This is a genomic window from Paramagnetospirillum magneticum AMB-1 (genome assembly GCF_000009985.1).
Classification (GTDB): domain Bacteria; phylum Pseudomonadota; class Alphaproteobacteria; order Rhodospirillales; family Magnetospirillaceae; genus Phaeospirillum; species Phaeospirillum magneticum.
The window spans coordinates 4,723,836-4,741,108 of the sequence record NC_007626.1; the positions used below are offsets into that span (position 1 = coordinate 4,723,836).

17 protein-coding genes are annotated in these 17,273 nt (G+C 67.4%); 9 read left to right on the top strand and 8 right to left on the bottom strand.

Translation table 11 applies throughout. The features are described 5' to 3' along the window. Positions 1–218: 218 nt before the first annotated feature. Positions 219–548 (bottom strand): ferredoxin FdxA, encoded by a 330-nt coding sequence (gene fdxA / locus AMB_RS21850; protein ID WP_043747159.1) that lies wholly within the window; start codon positions 546–548, stop codon positions 219–221. A 133-nt stretch (positions 549–681) separates the two neighbouring features. Next, positions 682–1,458, bottom strand: a complete 777-nt coding sequence (locus AMB_RS21855) for a TerC family protein (protein ID WP_011386668.1) — start codon at positions 1,456–1,458, stop codon at positions 682–684. Between the two features lie 189 nt (positions 1,459–1,647). On the opposite strand from AMB_RS21855, the gene AMB_RS21860 reads away from it, so the two are divergent. The 3 genes from AMB_RS21860 to AMB_RS21870 all read left to right on the top strand — a co-directional run bounded on the left by AMB_RS21860 (position 1,648) and on the right by AMB_RS21870 (position 5,998). Continuing rightward, positions 1,648–4,239, top strand: coding sequence for a sensor domain-containing protein (locus tag AMB_RS21860; protein ID WP_231848923.1), 2,592 nt, complete (start codon positions 1,648–1,650; stop codon positions 4,237–4,239). Between the two features lie 142 nt (positions 4,240–4,381). Next, the gene (locus tag AMB_RS21865; RefSeq protein ID WP_011386670.1) at positions 4,382–5,140 is read left to right on the top strand and encodes a J domain-containing protein; all 759 of its coding nucleotides are present in this window, start codon (positions 4,382–4,384) and stop codon (positions 5,138–5,140) included. Positions 5,141–5,206: 66 nt separating this feature from the next. Next, the gene (locus AMB_RS21870; RefSeq protein ID WP_011386671.1) at positions 5,207–5,998 is read left to right on the top strand and encodes a DUF2189 domain-containing protein; all 792 of its coding nucleotides are present in this window, start codon (positions 5,207–5,209) and stop codon (positions 5,996–5,998) included. A gap of 134 nt (positions 5,999–6,132) precedes the next feature. Here AMB_RS21870 and AMB_RS21875 read toward each other — a convergent pair whose 3' ends face one another. The 4 genes from AMB_RS21875 to AMB_RS21885 all read right to left on the bottom strand — a co-directional run bounded on the left by AMB_RS21875 (position 6,133) and on the right by AMB_RS21885 (position 10,140). Beyond that, complete coding sequence (locus AMB_RS21875) at positions 6,133–6,855, bottom strand: Bax inhibitor-1/YccA family protein (RefSeq protein ID WP_043745612.1); 723 nt, start codon at positions 6,853–6,855, stop codon at positions 6,133–6,135. A gap of 77 nt (positions 6,856–6,932) precedes the next feature. Continuing rightward, positions 6,933–8,465 carry an ABC transporter permease gene (locus AMB_RS26645; RefSeq protein ID WP_011386673.1) on the bottom strand — a complete coding sequence of 511 codons (1,533 nt, stop codon included), beginning with the start codon at positions 8,463–8,465 and terminating at the stop codon, positions 6,933–6,935. Then, the gene (locus AMB_RS26650) at positions 8,426–9,454 is read right to left on the bottom strand and encodes an ABC transporter permease (protein WP_011386674.1); all 1,029 of its coding nucleotides are present in this window, start codon (positions 9,452–9,454) and stop codon (positions 8,426–8,428) included. The genes AMB_RS26645 and AMB_RS26650 overlap by 40 nt, the downstream gene beginning before the upstream one ends. Then, positions 9,451–10,140 carry an ABC transporter ATP-binding protein gene (locus AMB_RS21885; protein WP_043745616.1) on the bottom strand — a complete coding sequence of 230 codons (690 nt, stop codon included), beginning with the start codon at positions 10,138–10,140 and terminating at the stop codon, positions 9,451–9,453. Before AMB_RS21885 ends, AMB_RS26650 begins: the two co-directional genes overlap by 4 nt. 117 nt (positions 10,141–10,257) lie before the next feature. Between AMB_RS21885 and AMB_RS21890 the strand changes: the two genes are divergently transcribed. The 4 genes from AMB_RS21890 (at position 10,258) to AMB_RS21905 (ending at position 13,203) form a co-directional block, all read left to right on the top strand. Further along, positions 10,258–10,833: an arylesterase gene (locus tag AMB_RS21890; RefSeq protein ID WP_043745626.1), complete on the top strand. Its 576-nt coding sequence runs from the start codon at positions 10,258–10,260 to the stop codon at positions 10,831–10,833. Further along, on the top strand, positions 10,830–11,933 hold the full coding sequence (locus AMB_RS21895; RefSeq protein WP_011386676.1) for an FIST signal transduction protein: 1,104 nt from the start codon (positions 10,830–10,832) through the stop codon (positions 11,931–11,933). The genes AMB_RS21890 and AMB_RS21895 overlap by 4 nt, the downstream gene beginning before the upstream one ends. Beyond that, positions 11,930–12,466, top strand: coding sequence for an RNA 2',3'-cyclic phosphodiesterase (thpR, locus tag AMB_RS21900; protein WP_011386677.1), 537 nt, complete (start codon positions 11,930–11,932; stop codon positions 12,464–12,466). Before AMB_RS21895 ends, thpR begins: the two co-directional genes overlap by 4 nt. A gap of 203 nt (positions 12,467–12,669) precedes the next feature. Beyond that, positions 12,670–13,203, top strand: coding sequence for a hypothetical protein (locus AMB_RS21905; protein WP_231848924.1), 534 nt, complete (start codon positions 12,670–12,672; stop codon positions 13,201–13,203). Positions 13,204–13,264: 61 nt separating this feature from the next. Here AMB_RS21905 and AMB_RS21910 read toward each other — a convergent pair whose 3' ends face one another. Next, positions 13,265–13,504 carry a hypothetical protein gene (locus tag AMB_RS21910; protein ID WP_043745632.1) on the bottom strand — a complete coding sequence of 80 codons (240 nt, stop codon included), beginning with the start codon at positions 13,502–13,504 and terminating at the stop codon, positions 13,265–13,267. 277 nt (positions 13,505–13,781) lie between these two features. Between AMB_RS21910 and AMB_RS21915 the strand changes: the two genes are divergently transcribed. Continuing rightward, positions 13,782–14,612 (top strand): DMT family transporter, encoded by an 831-nt coding sequence (locus AMB_RS21915; RefSeq protein ID WP_231848925.1) that lies wholly within the window; start codon positions 13,782–13,784, stop codon positions 14,610–14,612. Between the two features lie 22 nt (positions 14,613–14,634). Here AMB_RS21915 and AMB_RS21920 read toward each other — a convergent pair whose 3' ends face one another. Then, a complete protein-coding gene (locus AMB_RS21920; protein ID WP_011386681.1) occupies positions 14,635–16,299 on the bottom strand; it encodes a cation acetate symporter in 1,665 nt (554 codons plus the stop codon). Between the two features lie 188 nt (positions 16,300–16,487). On the opposite strand from AMB_RS21920, the gene AMB_RS21925 reads away from it, so the two are divergent. After that, positions 16,488–17,258: a DUF4198 domain-containing protein gene (locus AMB_RS21925; RefSeq protein WP_011386682.1), complete on the top strand. Its 771-nt coding sequence runs from the start codon at positions 16,488–16,490 to the stop codon at positions 17,256–17,258. The last annotated feature ends 15 nt before the right edge of the window (positions 17,259–17,273 follow it).

The window sequence follows — 17,273 nt, forward strand, 5'->3', positions numbered from 1 at the left end:
GCTTGTCTTGGTGGGCGAACTCCCGCCCCGATGGCTTTGCCAATAAGCTGTCCGTCGGCACAGTTCGACGGACTTGCCCTTATAGCACAGGCGCCTTCTGTGAAGAACAGGAAAATTCCCCAAAGGCCTGCGTTTCCGCCACGTCTCCATGCGCAAACGCCGCCCCACGACCCTCTGGGTCCTGGGCCGGCGCCGGCTACAATATCTTGCGGAAAGGATCAGCGGCCCGGATTGGGCGACAGCAGCTTGGCCTTGTCGGGCTTGCCCTTCCAGTCGTCGGCATCGGCAGGAGCGTCACCCTTGCGGGTGATGTTGGGCCACGAGCCGGCATACTGGCGATTGGTGTCGGTCCAGGCGGTAGCCTTGGGATCGGAATCCGGGAAGATGGCTTCGGCCGGGCATTCCGGCTCGCAGACGCCGCAATCGATGCATTCGTCGGGGTTGATCACCAGGAAGTTCTCGCCCTCGTAGAAGCAGTCCACCGGGCAGACTTCGACGCAATCCTGGTACTTACACTTGATGCAGTTCTCGGTGACGACGTAAGCCATGTCGTTCTCCAATATCCTTTGAAATCGTGATGCGGCGGGCAAGGCTTGCCTCCGCCGGAAGAAAATCCGGCGGAAGCGATAGCACAGTCACCCCCCGGGGCTCAACCCCAGCGGCGGGAGGGACATCCCCGCCCTACGGCACGGGGGTGCGCAGCTTGACCGGCGCCCGCTTGCCGCGCCGGGCCAGCAGATTGAGGATTTCAATCCCCAGCGAGAAGGCCATGGCGAAGTAGATGTAGCCCTTGGGCATGTGGAAGCCGGTCCCGTCGGCCACCAGGGTGGCCCCGATCAGCAGCAGGAACGACAGTGCCAGCATCTTGATGGTGGGGTGGCGCGCAATCAGCGCGGACAGGGGATTGGCGGCCACCACCATCACGGCCGAGGCCAGGATGACGGCGGCCACCATGACGCCCAGGTCGCGGGCCATGCCCACGGCGGTGATCACCGAATCCAGCGAGAAGACGATGTCTAGCACGGCGATCTGCACCACCACCGAGGCCAGACCGGCCTCGACCGCCTTGCCGGCGGCCCCGTCCTCGCCGACGGCCCCCGCCGTCTCCTCCTCGCCTTCCAGGCTGCCGTGAATCTCGTGGGTGGCCTTGGCCACCAGGAACGTGCCGCCACCGATCAGGATGATGTCGCGCCAGCTGACCGGGTGGTCCCAGACCACGAAGACCGGCTCGACCAGCCCGACGATCCAGCTGAGCGACGCCAGCAGGCCGAGGCGGGTGACGACCGCGAAGGCCAGACCCAGCCGCCGGCCCAGGGGACGCAGGCGCTCGGGCAGCCGGTTGGAAATGATGGCCAGATAGACCAGATTGTCGATCCCCAGCACGATTTCGAGCAACGCCAAGGTCGCCAGGCTGATCCATATCTCGGGATCAGAGATCCAGGCCATCGTCATGCTCATGATTGTCCTCGAGACGGGTTCGGTTCACGGAATGTAAGGGATTCAGCCTAAGAATCCACGCAGAACTCCCTTAATTCTCCGTAACGTCGGTGAATACATTTGGTTTTGACCGCAGCCAAATCGCCCGATACCATTGAAAGAGTGGACGACTTCCATTATTCCCGGCCACAGCCGGGAAAGGAATCACGGGTGAAGAGCAGCACGAATTCGGGCAACGAACAGGGGGCGTCCGCCACTCAAGCCTCCGCCGGGCTTGCCGGAGGAGCTCCTTGCGCCCCCAGCGAGGCATTGCCGCGTCTCGTCGAGGCTGAGGCGCGCCTGGACGGGCTGACCGCCAACCTTCCCGGTTTTGCCTTTCAGCGCAGCCTCGGTACCGATGGAACCATCCATTACCCCTGGTTCAGCCCCAGCATCCGATCCGTCCTGGGCTTTGCCGTAGAGTCCATGGGCGTCAATTCCCAAGGATGCCTGCACGCGGTGCATTGGGCCGACCGAGACACCCACTTGGCCGAAATTCGCCGCTCGGCGGCCCAAATGGACACCTGCCGCGAGGAGTTCCGTGCCATCAGCGCCCATGGCGAGGTCCGCTGGCTAAAGGGCGCCTCGGAACCCCGACGCCAGGAGGACGGCTCGGTCATCTGGGACGGGGTGATGGTCGACGTCACCGACGGCCGCCGCGCCGAACTTCGCCTGGAAATGCTGATGGACCATGCCGGCGATTCCCTGATCGTCGTGGGGTCGGATGGCACTATCGACAGCGTCAATGCCGCCGCCGAGGCCCTGTTCGGCTGGGCGTCGAGCGAACTGGTGGGCAAGCCGTTCACCACCTTGCTGCCGCAATCGCTGCACCTGGACGACCTGCTGGAATCCGCCGAGGTTTCGGCCGGGGGCATCGTCGGCGGCGGTGCGCGCGAACTGATGGGACTGCGCAAGGACGGATCCACCTTCCCGCTGGAACTGTCCACCACCGAGGTCCGGCTGGAGGGGCAGCGGCTGTTCATCGGCATCGGCCGCGACATCACCGAGCGCAAGCTGACCGAGGCGGCCTTGCGGGAATCGGAAGAACGACTGCGCGCCATCGCCGCCAATGTTCCCGGCATGGTGTTCCAGCGCGAACTGCACCCCGACGGCAGCCTGTGCTTCTCCTATGTGAGCGAGGGCTGCCGCGCCATCCTGGGACTGGGCCCCGAGCAACTGATCGACAATCCTCAGTTGTTCCTGTCCCTGATTCCCGAGGACGAACGCTCCGGCTTCTATGCCGGTCTGGGCCGTTCGGCGCGGAGCATGGAGCCCTTCGACGAGGAAATGGCCGTCCCCGGAAGCGATGGCCGCCGCCGCTGGCTGCGCGGGCAGTCGCGCCCCACGCTGCGCGGCGACGGCAACGTGGTGTGGGACGGGGTCATGCTCGACGTCACCGACAGCAAGCACGCGGAACAGCGCCTGTCCTTCCTGGCCTATTTCGATCCGCTGACCCGGCTGCCCAATCGCACCGCCTTCCTGGAACGCTTTGCCGCCGCCCGCGAAATCGCCGCCCGCGACCAGACCATGCTTGCCGTGGTCAGCGTCGGACTCGACCGCCTGGGCATCATCAATGCCACCATGGGTCACAGCATCGGCGATCAGGTGCTGATGGCGGCGGGAGACCTGCTGCGCGCCGCCCTGTCGTCCAATGACGTCATTGCCCGTACGTCGGGCGACCGGTTCCTGGTGCTGATCACCGGGCTGGGCTCCAAGCGCGAGGCCATGGAGGCCCTGGAGCGTCTGCGGGCCTCGGCCCACGCCACCGTGGCGGCGGCGGGACAGGATTTCGACGTCTCGGCCGCCATGGGTGCCGCGGTTTATCCCCGCGACGGCGACGACGCCGAGACCCTGATCAAGAACGCCGACGCCGCCTTGCAATTGGCCAAGGTGCAGGGACCCGCCACCTTGCAGGTCTTCACCAAGGAGATCAGCGCCAGGGCGGCAAAGACCCTGTCGCTGCAGACCCGGCTGCGCCGCGCCATCGACCAGGGCGAGCTGATCGCCCATTACCAGCCCCAGGTCGACCTGCGAAACGGCGACGTGGTAGGCATGGAGGCGCTGGTCCGCTGGAACAGCCCCGACTTAGGGATGGTCTCGCCCGCCGATTTCATCCCCGTGGCCGAGGAATCGGGCCTGATCGACGGCGTCTGCGAGTTCATGCTGTGGGAGTGCACCCGCCAGAACAAGCAGTGGCAGGACGAGGGATTGCCGCCCATCCCCGTGGCCGTCAACGTCTCGGGTCGGCAGTTCCAGTATGCGCGCCGCCTGCTGTCGGCCTGCGAACGTGCCCTGGTGGACAACCGGCTGGATAGCCGCTGGCTCGAGGTGGAACTGACCGAAAGCTCGGCCATGCGTGACGCCGACAATGCCATCGCCGTGGTCAATCAGTTGAAGGAGATGGGCATCGCCTGCTCCATCGACGATTTCGGCACCGGCTATTCCTCGCTGTCGGTGCTCAAGCGCTTTCCCATCAGCAAGCTGAAGATCGACCGCTCCTTCGTGCTCGACGTCACCACCGATCCCAACGACGCAGCCATCGTCGACGCCATCATCGCCATGGCCAAGGCGCTGCGGCTCAAGGTGGTGGCCGAAGGCGTCGAGCACCAGGAACACCTGGACTTCCTGCGCAACCTGGGATGCGACCAGATGCAGGGCTATTTCTTCAGCCGCCCCCTGCCCGCCGATGGCATGCGCGCCCTGCTGGCCGAGGGTCGGCGGCTGCACATGACCGAGGCGACCCTTCACAGCGTCACCGCCTAAAACGCCGCATTTTCATCCACGTTCTCGCCGCAAGTTCATTCTTCCTATCAACGGCCAACATTGGCAGTTGACGGATTCGAGCATTTCCGCCTATTCATTTCGGGTGGGTGAGGGCATCTGATACGGCAATCGAATCCGGGCCATGAAAGATCATACAGCGACCGCCGCGACCGCCACGGTGAAGCATTCCTATACCATCCCCTGCGCCAGCGCCTTCCGCGACGCGGTGGACAAGCTCGCCTTGCGGCGGCGGGTCAATGTGGGCGACATCGCCCGCTCGGTACTGCTGGTGGTCCCGCCCGAGACTATCGCCGCCTTCCCCGACCCCGGCGAGCCCGAGCCCGAGGACCGCGAGACCGTCATCCTCAAATCCGGCCCGGCCGAGGGGCGTCCCTGGCGCCGCAAGCCGCGGCTGCAGGTGCGCATGGCGCCCGGCTACAGTGTCGAGGCCATCCGCCGGGCATTGGCCATGGCCCTGGCCATGGCCCAGGGCGATGTCCGCCTCCGGGTCGAGCGACCGGGGGAAGAGGTCGCCCCGCCTCCCCCACCCCCGCCTCCCCCCTCTCCGCCGCCGCCGGCCCAGGCCGATCCCGCCTTCCCCAAGGAGGAGCGCCGCCGGGGCGTACGCGAACAGGCCGTGGCCATCGCCTCCGCCAACGAGGAAATCGAGCGTCTGCGCGCCATCATCAACGTACTGTCCTTCGAGCCGCTGCCCAACGGGGTGATGACCCGGGCGGACGCCCTCCATATCCTGGGCTTTCCGCCTGGCGCCGCCCCCGATCGCCGCACGGTGCGGGCCAAGTTCCGCATGCTGGCCACCATCCACCATCCGGACAGCAATCACGGCAACCACCACCGCATGAGCCAGCTCAACCAGGCCATGGAAGTGCTGGCGGAATAATCCCCTTTCCGGTCGGGCCGCCCCTTCCCATATGACCTGGATCAACCCAGGCGGGGGAGGCCGATCATGGCTGTCACCGGTACCGTTCCACCCCAGGCCGCGCCGCTTCGCCGCGAGCGGGTCAGAGCCGTCAGCGTCCCCCAGGTCCTGGGATGGATCGGCGCCGGCTGGCGCGACACCCGGCGCGCCGCGCCCTTCAGCCTGTTCTACGGCGCCGCCTTCGTGCTGGCGGGCTTTGCCGTCACCGGCGGCCTGGCCCTGGCGGGACTGGAATATCTGATCACCCCCCTGGTGGAAGGATTCATGCTGGTGGCGCCGCTGCTGGCGCTGGGTCTTTACGAGGTTTCCCGCCGGCTGGAACGGGGCGAGCCCCTGGACTGGCGCCCCATCCTGACCTGCTGGCGGCCCAACCGCTTCCACATGATGACCGCCGGGCTGATCTACATGCTGTTCCTGATGATCTGGGCCCGGCTGGCGGTGATCATCTTCGCCGTGTGCTTTCCCAGCCAACCCACCGACTGGCGTTCGCTGCTGGAGGTTCTGCCCACCCTGGACGGCATCGCCTTCATCATCACCAGCACCGTCTTCGGCGGTGCCCTGGCCACCATCGCCTTCGTCACCAATGTGGTGACCCTGCCGGTCATGCTGGACCGCCACACCGACTTTTTCGCCGGCGCGGCCCTCTCGGTGATGGCGGTGGCGCGCAATCCCGGCCCCATGGTGCTGTGGGCCGCCCTGCTGGCCGGCATCACCGGCCTGGGCCTTGCCCTGGGTCTGGTGGGGCTGGTGGTGGCTCTGCCGGTGGTGGGGCACGCCAGCTGGCACGCCTATCGCGACCTGGTGGTGCCGGAGGACTGAAGCCATAAACAAAAGGGAGGTTTGGAGGCATCGCCTCCAACCGGGGACCGGGGCGGGAGCCCCGCCATCGGGAACCCCCACGAAAAAGCCCGCCCCTTTCGGGGCGGGCTCGTTCATTCACCTGGAAGCGGCGCTTAGTCGTCGCGGCGCACGCCCATGAACTGCAGCAGGAACATGAACAGGTTGATGAAGTCCATGTAGAGCTGCAGGGCGCCGAACACCGCCTTCTTCTGGGCGACCTCGGAGTGATCGCCCTCCCAGTACATCTGCTTGATGTTCTGGGTGTCGTAGGCGGTCAGGCCCGCGAAGATCAGCACGCCGGCGGCGCTCATGACGAAGTGCATCATGGGGCTTTGCAGGAAGATGTTGACGATGCCAGCGATCATCAGGCCCCACACGCCCATGATCAGGAAGCTGCCGAAGCCCGACAGGTCCTTCTTGGTGGTGTAGCCGTAGAGGCTGAGGCCGGCGAAGGCCGCCGCAGTGACGAAGAACACCCGGGCCACCGACGCGCCGGTGAACACCAGGAACACCGAGGCCAGCGACGCGCCCATCAGGCCGGCATAGACCCAGAACAGGGTCGAAGCGGTCGAGGCGCGCATGCTGTCGATCTTGGCGCCCATGAAGAACACCAGACCCAGCGGGGCCAGCATGAACACCCATTTGAGCGGCGAGTAGACGGCAATGGCGGTCAGGGCCGGCACGCTGGCGATCACCCAGGCGACGATGCCGGTCAAAGCCAAAGCCGAAGCCATGTAGTTGTACACACTCAGCATGTACTGCCGCAGACCCACGTCGATCTGAGCAGCCTCCGCCTGGGCGGCACTCATGTATCTGCGGTCTGATCCGAAAGCCATGGTCGTTCCTTTGAACACTCAGTTGAACCTGCACACCAATATGAGGGACTTCCGGAAAGAATCAAGTTACACGGATTTCATTCATTCCTCAGTAATGGTGCGGCCTTTGCCCCCAGGGCCTTCCAGGTGCCGATGAAGCCGGCCAGCAGGCTTGCCGCCATGCAGGCGGCCAGGGTGGCGGCGGTGGCGCCGGGCAGGAACACCCAGTCGGTTTTCATGACGTAAAGCAGGATGGCGCGGGCCGCCAGCGAGCCCACCAGGGCCGAGGCCAGGCCGGTGACCAGCCCGATCAGGGCGAACTCGGCCAGATGGGCCCGCCACAGCTGGCCCCGCGTGGCGCCCACCACCTTGAGCACCACCGCCTCCCACACCCGGCGGCGATGCCCGGCCATCACCGCGCCGGCCAGCACCAGGGCGCCGGCCGCCAGGGTGACCACTCCGGCCAGACGGACCGCCAGATCGGCCTCGGCGATGATGCCCTTGACCGCCTCCAGCGCCTCCTTGACCCGGATGGAGGAGACGTTGGGCAGACGGTCGGTCACCGCCTTCTCCACCACCGCGTCCATGGCGGGCTCGGTGCGCAGGGTGGCGATAAAGGTATGGGGCGCGCCATCCAGCACGCCGGGCGACAGCAGGAAGGCGAAATTCATGGAGAGATTGGACCAGTCGATCTGACGGAGCGAGGCCACCTCCACCTCGATCTCGCGGCCCAGGACGTTGAGGCCCAGCCGGTCGCCCACCTTGAGGCCGAAGCCCTTGGCCACGGCGGCATCCACCGAGGCCAGCGGCGGCCCCTGGTAATCCTCGGGCCACCATTTGCCCTCGACGATGCGCGAGCCGGGGGGCTGGGCCGCCGCCGAGGACAGGCCGCGATCACCGCGCGCCGCCCATTCCGATTCGGGGGCGATCCTGGCTTGGCCCACCGGCACGCCGCCGATGGACGAGATCCGGCCGCGCACCATGGCGGCCTTGGACAATTGGGCGGCCGGGTCGGTGTCCCTCACCACCCGCTCCAGGTCGTCCACCTGATCGGGCTGGACGTCGATGAAGTAGAAGGACGGCGCCTGTTCCGGCAGCCTTTCCCCGAACTGGGCGGCCAGATTGCCCTCGACCAGGGCAATGGTCACCAGCACCGACAGACCCAGCCCCAGGGACAGCACCATGCCCACCACCGCCGAGCCGGGACGGTGCAGATTGGCCAGCGCCATGCGCCAGGTGGGACCGGCCCGGCGGCCGTGCCGGGCGGCCAGGACCGCCGCCCCCCGCGCCAGCCCCCAGGCCAGGACGCGGAACAGCGCCAGGGTGGCGCAGGCGGCGGCCACGAACCACGCGGCCAGGGGACGGTTGGCCGCCGACAGCACCGCCAGCCCCGCCAGCCCGCCGCCCGACAGCACCAGGGCGGCCAGCATGGGCCAGCCCACCGAACCCGGCGCGGGCGCCGCCAGCCGTCGGAACAGCACGGCGGCAGGCACCGCCTTGGCCCGGGCCAGGGGCCACAGGGTGAACACCAGGGCGGACAACGTGCCGAAGCCGGCGGCGATCATCAGGGGGCGGGGATAGAGTCCGGACTTCAGCGCCAGGGGAATGCGCTCGGCGCCCAGTCCGGCCACCAGCGGGACCAGGCGGCGCCCGCCGCCAGCCCCAGCAGGATGCCGAGACCGGCCAGCAGCCCGACCAGCAGGAAATAGGTGGTGAAGATCAGCCCCGACGGCGCGCCCAGGCCTTTCAGAATGGCGATGGTGCCGATGCGGCCGTCCAGATAGGCCTTCACCGCGTTGGCCACGCCGATGCCGCCGACCAGCAGGGCGGTGAGGCCGACCAGGGACAGGAACGACGCCAGGGTATCGAGGAAGCGCCCGACGCCCGGCGCGGCTTCGGCGGCGTCGCGGACCTGCCAGGGCGCCTCGGCGAATCTCCGGGCCAGTTCGGCCTTGGCCTCGGCCGGGCTTGTCCCCGGGGCAAGAAGCAGGCGCAGGGTGTGGCGCACCAGGGAGCCGGGACGGATCAGCCCGGTGGCCTCCACCGCGCCGTTGGCCACCATCAGCCGGGGGCCGAAGGACAGCGCCGTGGCGATGCGGTCCGGCTCCTTGGCGATGACGGCATTGATGCGGAACGTCGCGTCGCCGACGTTTACCTCGTCGCCGATCTTGAGCCCCAGGCGGTCGAGCAGATTGCCTTCGGCGGCCGCACCCCAGGCGCCGTCATGAAAGGCGAAAGGCGACGGCATGGGCGATGACAGTTCCAGCCGCCCCACCAGGGGATAGGCCTCGTCAACGCCCTTCAACTCCACCAGGGAGCGCCGCGCATTGCCGTCCACCTGGACCATGGCCCGCATCTCGACGCCTTGGGTGACCCGGCCCAGCCCGGCCAGAGCCGCCAGCATCTCGGGCGCGAAGGGCTGGTGGGTCTGGCGGATATCGAGATCGCCACCCAGCAGGGCGCGGGCATCCTCGGCCAGGGCCGCGTCGAAGGCGGCGCGCAGCGACCCCGCCCCGGCGATGGCCGCCACGCCGAGGGCGAGACAGGCCACCAGCACGCGGAACCCCTTGAGCCCGCCGCGCAATTCCCGCCAGGCAAACTTGATCGCCAAAGAGATCACGGCTTGATCTTCCCATCCTCAACCCGCACCACGCGGGTACAGCGCGCCGCCAGGGAATCGTCATGGGTGACCAGCACCAGGGCGGTGCCGAAGCGGGCATTGAGGTCGAACAGCAGGTCCATCACGGCGCGACCGGTGGCGCCGTCCAGATTGCCGGTGGGCTCGTCGGCCAGCAGCAGCTTGGGGCGCGGCACGAAGGCCCGGGCCAGGGCGACCCGCTGCTGCTCGCCGCCCGACAACTGGCCGGGATAATGGGACAACCGGTGCGCCAGCCCCACCCGGCCCAGTTCCTCCTGCGCCGCGCCGAAGGGATCGGCATGACCGGCCAGTTCCAGGGGTACCGCCACGTTCTCCAGCGCCGTCATGGTGGGAATCAGATGAAAGCTCTGAAAGACGATGCCGATACTGTCGCGGCGAAAGCGCGCCAGCCCGTCCTCATCCATGGGGCCGAAATCCTGGCCCGCCACCGCCACCTTGCCCGAGGTGGGGCGCTCCAGACCGGCCATCACCATCAGCAGGGTGGACTTGCCCGAGCCCGAGGGACCGACCACGCCCAGGGTCTCGCCCGACGCCACCTGCAGGTCGATGCCATCGAGAACATTGACCTCGCCCGCAAGGCTCGCCAAGTTGAGATGGACGGCCTCCAGCGAAACCAGGGGAAGGCCGGCGATGGGGCGCTGATGCATGCGAGGGCGACTTTCTTGAACGGACGGGGCGTCTTGACCAGCATAAACCGGGACAGACGGGCGGTCTTGCGATATGGGGCCGCGGCGCTGCTTGTCAATGCGCTGGGAGGTGGCGCCATGGCCGGAACGGCGAGCGGACGACGCATTCTGGCCCTGGGGGATTCGCTGACCGCCGGCTATGGCCTGGCGCCCGAGGAGGCCTTTCCCGCCCAGCTGGAACGGGTGCTGCGCGCCGAGGGGCGCGACGTCACCGTGATCAATGCCGGTGTCTCCGGCGACACCACGGCGGGGGGCAAGGCCCGCCTGGACTGGGCGCTGGGCGCCAAGCCCCACCTCGCCATCCTGGAACTGGGCGCCAATGACGGATTGCGCGGCCTCGACCCCAAGCTGACCCACGCCAATCTCGACGCCATCCTGAAGCGACTGACGGCGGCGGGCATTCCCGTGCTGCTGGCCGGCATGCTGGCGCCGCCCAATTACGGCAAGGCCTTCGAGGCCGAGTTCAAGGCGGTCTTCGCCCGCCTCGCCGCCGAGCACGACGTGGTCTTCTATCCCTTCTTCCTGGATGGGGTGGCCGGCGACCGCGGCCTGTGCCTGCCCGACGGACTGCATCCCAATGCCAAGGGCGTCGGCGTGATCGTCGGGCGCATCCTGCCCTCGGTGCGCCGATTGCTGGAAAGGGGAACGCCATGACCGCCGGCTCCTTCCGCGTCGCCCATGCCCGGGGCGAGCATTGGGGAAGCGCCGCCAAGGCCTGCCTCGACCGCCTGACCCCCCTGCCGGAGGGAGCCAATTTCGGCTTCCTCTACGCCACCGAGCTGTTCGCCCCCAATCTGTCCTCCATGCTGACCTTCCTGCGCGAGACCACCCGCATCGAGCATTGGGTGGGCGGAATCGCCCCCGGCCTATGCGTGGCTGGCGAGGAAATCCGCGAGGACGGCGCCCTGGCCGCCATGGTCGGCCACCTGCCCCCCGACCAGTTCCGCGTCTTCATCGGCGATGCCGGAGACTGGACGAAGCGCCACTTTCCCTGTGTCGGGCTGGTGCATGGCGATCCCCGCGATCCCGACGTGCCCAAGGCCGTCGTCGATCTGGCCGCCGAGGCGGGGATGCTGGCCGGCGGACTGATGTCGGCCTCCGGCCCGGCCGCCCAACTGGCCGGCATCGCCACCGATGGCGGCCTGACCGGCGTGCTGCTGGGCTCGGGCATCGAGGTGCTCACCGGCATGACCCAGGGCTGCTCGCCGCTCGGCGCCATCCACACCGTCACCGAATCCTGGCAGGGTGTGGTCATGGCGCTGGACGGCCGCCCGGCGCTGGAAGTGCTGAAGGAGGAGGTGGGCGAATTGCTGGCCCGCGACCTGCGGCGCATCGCCGGCTACATCCATGTGGGCCTGCCGGCCGAGGGCGAGGACGACCACGATTATCAGGTCCGCACCCTGATCGGCATCGATCCCAACCAGGGCTGGATCGCCATCGGCGACCATGTGGAGGAAGGCGGCACGCTGATGTTCGTGCGCCGCGACGCCAACGCCGCCCGCACCGATCTGCGCCGCATGCTGACCGGCCTGAAGGAGCGCCTGGACGGCCGCCCCATCCGGGCCGGTCTCTACGTCTCGTGCACCGGACGCGGCGAATACATGTTCGGCCACCAGGGCGCCGAGCCGGACTTGCTGCACGAGGTGCTGGGCGACTTCCCGTTGATCGGCTATTTCGCCAATGGCGAGATCAGCCGCGACCACCTGTACGGCTTCACCGGAATCCTGACCCTGCTGCCGGGGGCCAAGCCGTGATCCGCCTGTTCGTGGGCATCGGCTTCGACGAGGAGCTGACCGCCCGGATCGCCACGCTGCAGCGGGGCCTGCCCGGCGCCCGCTGGATCGAGCCCGCCAACCTGCATCTGACGCTGCGCTTCATCGGCGAGGTGGACGAAGATCTGGCCGAGGAGATTCATCGCGGCCTCGACGCCCTGGTCGAGCCGCCCTTCGCCCTGACCCTGGCCGGGCTGGGCCTGTTCGGAGACCGCCATCAGGCCCACACGCTGTGGCTGGGGGTCGAGCGTTCCGACGCGCTGTCGCGGCTGGCGGCCCGCATCGAATCCGCCGCGGTCCAGGCGGGCGCCGAGCCCGAGACGCGCCGGTTCAACCCCCATGTCACCCTGGCCCGGCTCAAGCACACTCCGCCGGGGCGCATCCAGGACTTCATCGACGCCACCGGCCCCTTCCGCGAGGAGCATGTGGCGGTGGAACGCTTCACCCTGTTCCGCTCCACCCTCGGCCGCCAAGGGGCGCAATACGATGCCCTGGAGCATTATCCCTTGGGGTAGAGCGGTCCGTCATCCCGAGCGCAAGCGAGGGATCTCCTCCTGATCCTGCGGTTCCGATCCGCCCCCGTCCTACCGGGCGGAGATTCCTCCTCCCGCTGGTCGTCGGAATGACAGGCTCGAAGGGATGCCCACATCTTGGGGCAGCGCGGTAAAATGCAAACATTCCCTTGTTCCGCCCCAGTCTTCACAGTATTTTCAAAGCCATGATCGGCTCGTCCTTCCGCATTGCCTTCTGTCTCGCCGTCGCCCTGGGGGCGGCCGCCTGCACGCGCGGCACCGACCTGCCGCCCAGCTCGGCAGCCAGCGCGGGGGGCGATCAGCCGGCCAATTTCCAGTTGGTCACTGACATTCCCATTCCGTCCGGCGCCACCATGGACAACGACCGCTCGCTGATCCTGTCCGATCGCGACCGCTGGACCGGCCGGGTGGTGCTGACGCTGTACAATTCCGCCAACGAGGTCACCGCCTTCTACCAGCAGCAGATGCCTAATTTCGGCTGGCAGCCCATGATGAGCGTCACCGCCGAAACCAGCGTGCTGACCTATGTGCGCGGCGATCGCGCCGCCACCGTTCAGGTGGAGCGGCGCACCGTCTATGGCTCGCTGGTGTCGGTGACGGTGGCGCCCAAGCAATCGGACAGCAGCGGCGGCGGTTATGATTCGGCCCCAGCGCCGCGTGCGGCACCGTCGGGCGGCATCCGCTCGGAGCAACTGGCTCCGCCCTCGTCCCGGCGCTGATTCCGGCAGCAAGAAAGCCCCCTTTCGGGGGCTTTTGCCATCGACGGGAAAGCCTTCGGCCCTACAGCAGGCGTCCGCGCACCTCGGCGATCAGGGTGGTTAGGGATTCGAGGGCCACGCCATCGCGGGCCATCAGGCGGTGTACGATGGGGTCGGACATGACCTCGTCCAGACTCGGCTCCCTGCCGCCGCTGTAATAGGCGATGGCGCGGGCGGAGCGGCCGCCGAGCGCAGCGCTGAAACGGCGTGCGGTCGGGACTTCGGCCGGTTGCGGGGTGGATCTGTACGCGCTTGACAGCATGGCAGCCCCCTTCTTTCCGGATTTGACATTGACTGGACTATACCTGACACGCCCAAGAATTAACAGAGTCGCATTGGTATCATTTATTATGTTTTTTAAGGTTATTTTGCGGCGCAGCAAGTATTGTGCAACGCGGTAACTGTTTGTATTAAGCTGCGATTCACCCTGTTGCATATGGCTTCTCAGCCTCTGGATATCAAGAGGATTCCCGGCCTTGTCATCGGATTTTCACAGCCCCGGCTCTCTCCGCCCTCATCATGCGGGCGGAATCGCCGCCATGCTGGCCGCCACCTCACTGTTCGCCGGCATGGATGCCCTGGCCAAGCTGCTGATGGCGGCGGATTATTCGGTGGTCCAGGTGCTGTTCTTCCGGGCGGCGTTCGGGTTGCTGCCGCTGGTTCCGCTGGTGTGGCGCGGCGGCCTGCGAAGTGTGGCCACCCAGCGGCCGTGGACCCACGTGATCCGCTCGACCATCGCCCTGGTGGCGGTGGGGTGCTTCTTCCAGGCCATCCACCGGCTACCCCTGGCCCAGGTCACCGCCATCGGCTTCGCCGCCCCGCTGCTGATCACCGCCCTGTCGGTTCCGCTGTTGAAAGAGCACGTTTCCCTGGGCCGCTGGCTGGCGGTGGCGGCGGGATTCGGCGGCATCTTGCTGGTGGCGGGACCCGAGGCCTGGGCCGGCGACCTGCTGGGCCTAGGTGCCGCCCTGGCCGTGGCCGGAACCTTCCTCTACGCCCTGGTGATCGTGCTGATGCGGGTGATGGGCCGGACCGAGGCGGCGGTCACCACGGTGTTCTGGTTCTCCGTCCTGACCATGATCCTGTGCGGCGCGGCGCTGCCCCTGGTGTGGCGGACGCCCGACACCCAGGCCTGGGGCCTGTTCGCCGCCACCGGCATTCTGGGCGGAATCGCCCAGTTGCTGATCAGCCAGGCGGTGCGGCTCGCCCCGGCGTCGCTGGTGGCGCCCTTCGACTATTTCCACATCGTGGTGTCGGCCAGCCTGGGCTGGCTGCTGTTCTCCGAAATTCCGACTCTCAACACGCTGGCCGGCGCCCTGGTGGTGATGGCGTCCGGCCTTTACGTGCTGAGAAGCGACAAGGGCCGCTGACCCCGGCCGCCCGGGGGACGGATCAGTGAGCCGAGACTCCTTCCGCCCCCAGCCCGGTCTGCGAACGGACGAACTGGGCATTAAACTCGGCCTTCTCCCGCACCGCCCGCTCGCTGCCGTCGGTGACCGAGAAGAACCAGGTGGCGGCGAACCCCGCCGCCACCGAGAACAGGGCGGGATTGCCCCAGGGGAAGATGGGCTGGGGGTTGCCCAGCACGGCTTTCCACACCGCCGGCCCCAGCACGGTCAGCACCACCGCCGAGACCAGCCCGGCAACGCCGCCCAGGATGGCTCCGCGCGACGTCAGGCCCGGCCACAGCATGGACAGCAGCAGCAGCGGGAAATTGGCCGAGGCGGCGATGGCCAGGGTCAGACCGGCCAGATAGGCGATGTTCTGCTTCTCGAACAGCATGCCCAGGATGATGGCGATCACGCCGAGCGCCAGACTGGCCAGCCGCGAGATGCGCAGTTCGGTCTCCTCCTTGGCGTGGCCGCGGGCGAAGACGTTGGCGTAGAGATCGTGGGAAATGGCCGAGGCGCCCGCCAGGGTCAGCCCCGCCACCACGGCCAGGATGGTGGCGAAGGCCACCGCCGAGATGAAGCCCAGGAACAAATCGCCGCCCACCGCATGGGCCAGCCACACGGCCGCCATGTTGCCGCCGCCCTTCAGCGCCTTGCCGTCGGCCAGATAGGTCGGGTCGGTGGCCACCAGGGCGATGGCGCCGATGCCGATCACCACCGCCAGCACATAGAAGAAGCCGATGAAAGCGGTGGCGTAGAACACCGATTTGCGTGCCTCCTTGGCGTCGGGCACCGTGAAGAAGCGCATCAGGATATGAGGCAGGCCGGCGGTGCCGAAGGCCAGCGCCATGGCCAGGGAAATGGTGTCGATGGGGTCCTTGAACAGCAGGCCCGGCGACATGATGGCGTTGGAGCCCTTGACCTGAACGGCCTTGGCGAACATGGCCTCGGGCGAGAAGCCGAAGCGGGACAGCACCGCCCCCGCCATGAAGGTGGCGCCCGACAGCAGCAGCACCGCCTTGATGATCTGCACCCAGGTGGTGGCGGCCATGCCGCCGAAGGTGACGTAGATCATCATCAGCCCGCCCACCAGGAACAGGGCGTACAGGTAGTCCATGCCGAACAGCAGCTTGATCAGCTGCCCGGCGCCGACCATCTGGGCGATCAGGTAGAACACCACCACGGTCAGCGAGCTGAACGCCGCATAGGTCCGCACCGGCACCTTGGCCAGACGATACGCCACCACGTCGGCGAAGGTGTACTTGCCGAGGTTGCGCAGCGGCTCTGCGATCAGGAACAGCATCAGCGGCCAGCCCACCACCACGCCCACGGCATAAACCATGCCGTCCAGGCCGGTGCCGTAGAGCAGGGCGGTCACCCCCAGGAAGGATGCCGCCGACATGAAGTCACCGGCGATGGCCAGCCCGTTCTGAAAGCCGGTGATACCGCCCCCGGCCGTATAGAAGTCCGCCGCCGATTTCGTGCGTTTGGAGGCCCACCAGGTAATGCCCAGGGTCAGCAGGACGAAGCCCACGAACATCAGGATGGCGTGCCAGTTGGTAGCCTGCCGGGCAGCCTGGCCGAGATCGGCGCCGGCGGCCAGCGCCGGCAGGGACGGGGCCAGCAGCATCAGGGACAGAACGCCGAGGCGGAGGAAGTGGGACATGGGACGGCCTCTCCGGGCTAATTATGGTATTTTGGTACCTGTTTACTTATTTCATTCCTCCCGCGCAAGCTTTACGCGCCGCCTCTCCCGAACAGCCATCGAATCCGCTTGGCCTGTCTTTCCGCGCCGCGTATGCTGCGCCAGAACAGAACGAAGTCGCATAATCTTTTTGTCCGAGAGGGAAACCGGTGTCCAAGCGCCTGACCGCAAGCCTGATCGCCTGCGCCCTGGGATGGCTGCCCACGATGGCAGACGCCCACTTCCAGGAGCTGATTCCCTCCGCCGATATCGTCGGCGAGCAAGGCCCCCGCGACATTCGCCTGGATCTGGCCTTCACCCATCCCATGGAGCAAGGCCCGGTGATGGAGATGGCCCCGCCGATGCGCTTCGGGGTGATGGCCGGCGGCAAGACCCGCGACCTCAAGCCCACCCTGGCGGCGGCCAAGCGGGGGGACAAGACGGTGTTCGGCGCCGGATTCAGCCTCGACCAGCCCGGTGACTACGTCTTCTTCGTCGAGCCCGCCCCCTATTGGGAGAAGGCCGAGGGCAAGTGGATCATCCACTACACCAAGGTGGTGGTGGATTTTGCGGGCGGCGGCGGCTGGGACAAGCCGGTCGGTCTGCCGGTGGAGATTGAGCCGCTGGTCCGGCCCTACGGCCTGTGGACCGGCAACCTGTTCCGGGGCATCGTGCGCCGCAACGGCAAGGCCCTGCCCTTCGCCGAGATCGAGGTCGAGTGGCGCAACGACGGCTCGGTCAAGGCGCCGTCCGATCCCTTCATCACCCAGGTGATCAAGGCCGATGCCTCGGGCCAGTTCGCCTATGCCATGCCCCGCGCCGGCTGGTGGGGCTTCGCCGCCCTGGTGGAGAGCGACATGCCGGCCAAAAGCCCCGCGGGCAAGCCGGCCAAGACCGAACTGGGCGGCCTGATCTGGGTTCGCGCCCAGGACATGAAGTAGCGGGGAGGCACCACC

What these genes read in the sequence shown, in the direction of transcription:
- fdxA (WP_043747159.1), bottom strand. Translation starts at nt 548, where the DNA reads ATGGCTTACGTCGTCACCGAGAACTGCATCAAGTGTAAGTACCAGGAT.
- AMB_RS21855 (WP_011386668.1), bottom strand. Translation starts at nt 1,458, where the DNA reads ATGAGCATGACGATGGCCTGGATCTCTGATCCCGAGATATGGATCAGC.
- AMB_RS21865 (WP_011386670.1), top strand. Translation starts at nt 4,382, where the DNA reads ATGAAAGATCATACAGCGACCGCCGCGACCGCCACGGTGAAGCATTCC.
- AMB_RS21870 (WP_011386671.1), top strand. Translation starts at nt 5,207, where the DNA reads ATGGCTGTCACCGGTACCGTTCCACCCCAGGCCGCGCCGCTTCGCCGC.
- AMB_RS21875 (WP_043745612.1), bottom strand. Translation starts at nt 6,855, where the DNA reads ATGGCTTTCGGATCAGACCGCAGATACATGAGTGCCGCCCAGGCGGAG.
- AMB_RS21885 (WP_043745616.1), bottom strand. Translation starts at nt 10,140, where the DNA reads ATGCATCAGCGCCCCATCGCCGGCCTTCCCCTGGTTTCGCTGGAGGCC.
- AMB_RS21890 (WP_043745626.1), top strand. Translation starts at nt 10,258, where the DNA reads ATGGCCGGAACGGCGAGCGGACGACGCATTCTGGCCCTGGGGGATTCG.
- AMB_RS21895 (WP_011386676.1), top strand. Translation starts at nt 10,830, where the DNA reads ATGACCGCCGGCTCCTTCCGCGTCGCCCATGCCCGGGGCGAGCATTGG.
- AMB_RS21905 (WP_231848924.1), top strand. Translation starts at nt 12,670, where the DNA reads ATGATCGGCTCGTCCTTCCGCATTGCCTTCTGTCTCGCCGTCGCCCTG.
- AMB_RS21910 (WP_043745632.1), bottom strand. Translation starts at nt 13,504, where the DNA reads ATGCTGTCAAGCGCGTACAGATCCACCCCGCAACCGGCCGAAGTCCCG.
- AMB_RS21915 (WP_231848925.1), top strand. Translation starts at nt 13,782, where the DNA reads ATGCTGGCCGCCACCTCACTGTTCGCCGGCATGGATGCCCTGGCCAAG.
- AMB_RS21920 (WP_011386681.1), bottom strand. Translation starts at nt 16,299, where the DNA reads ATGTCCCACTTCCTCCGCCTCGGCGTTCTGTCCCTGATGCTGCTGGCC.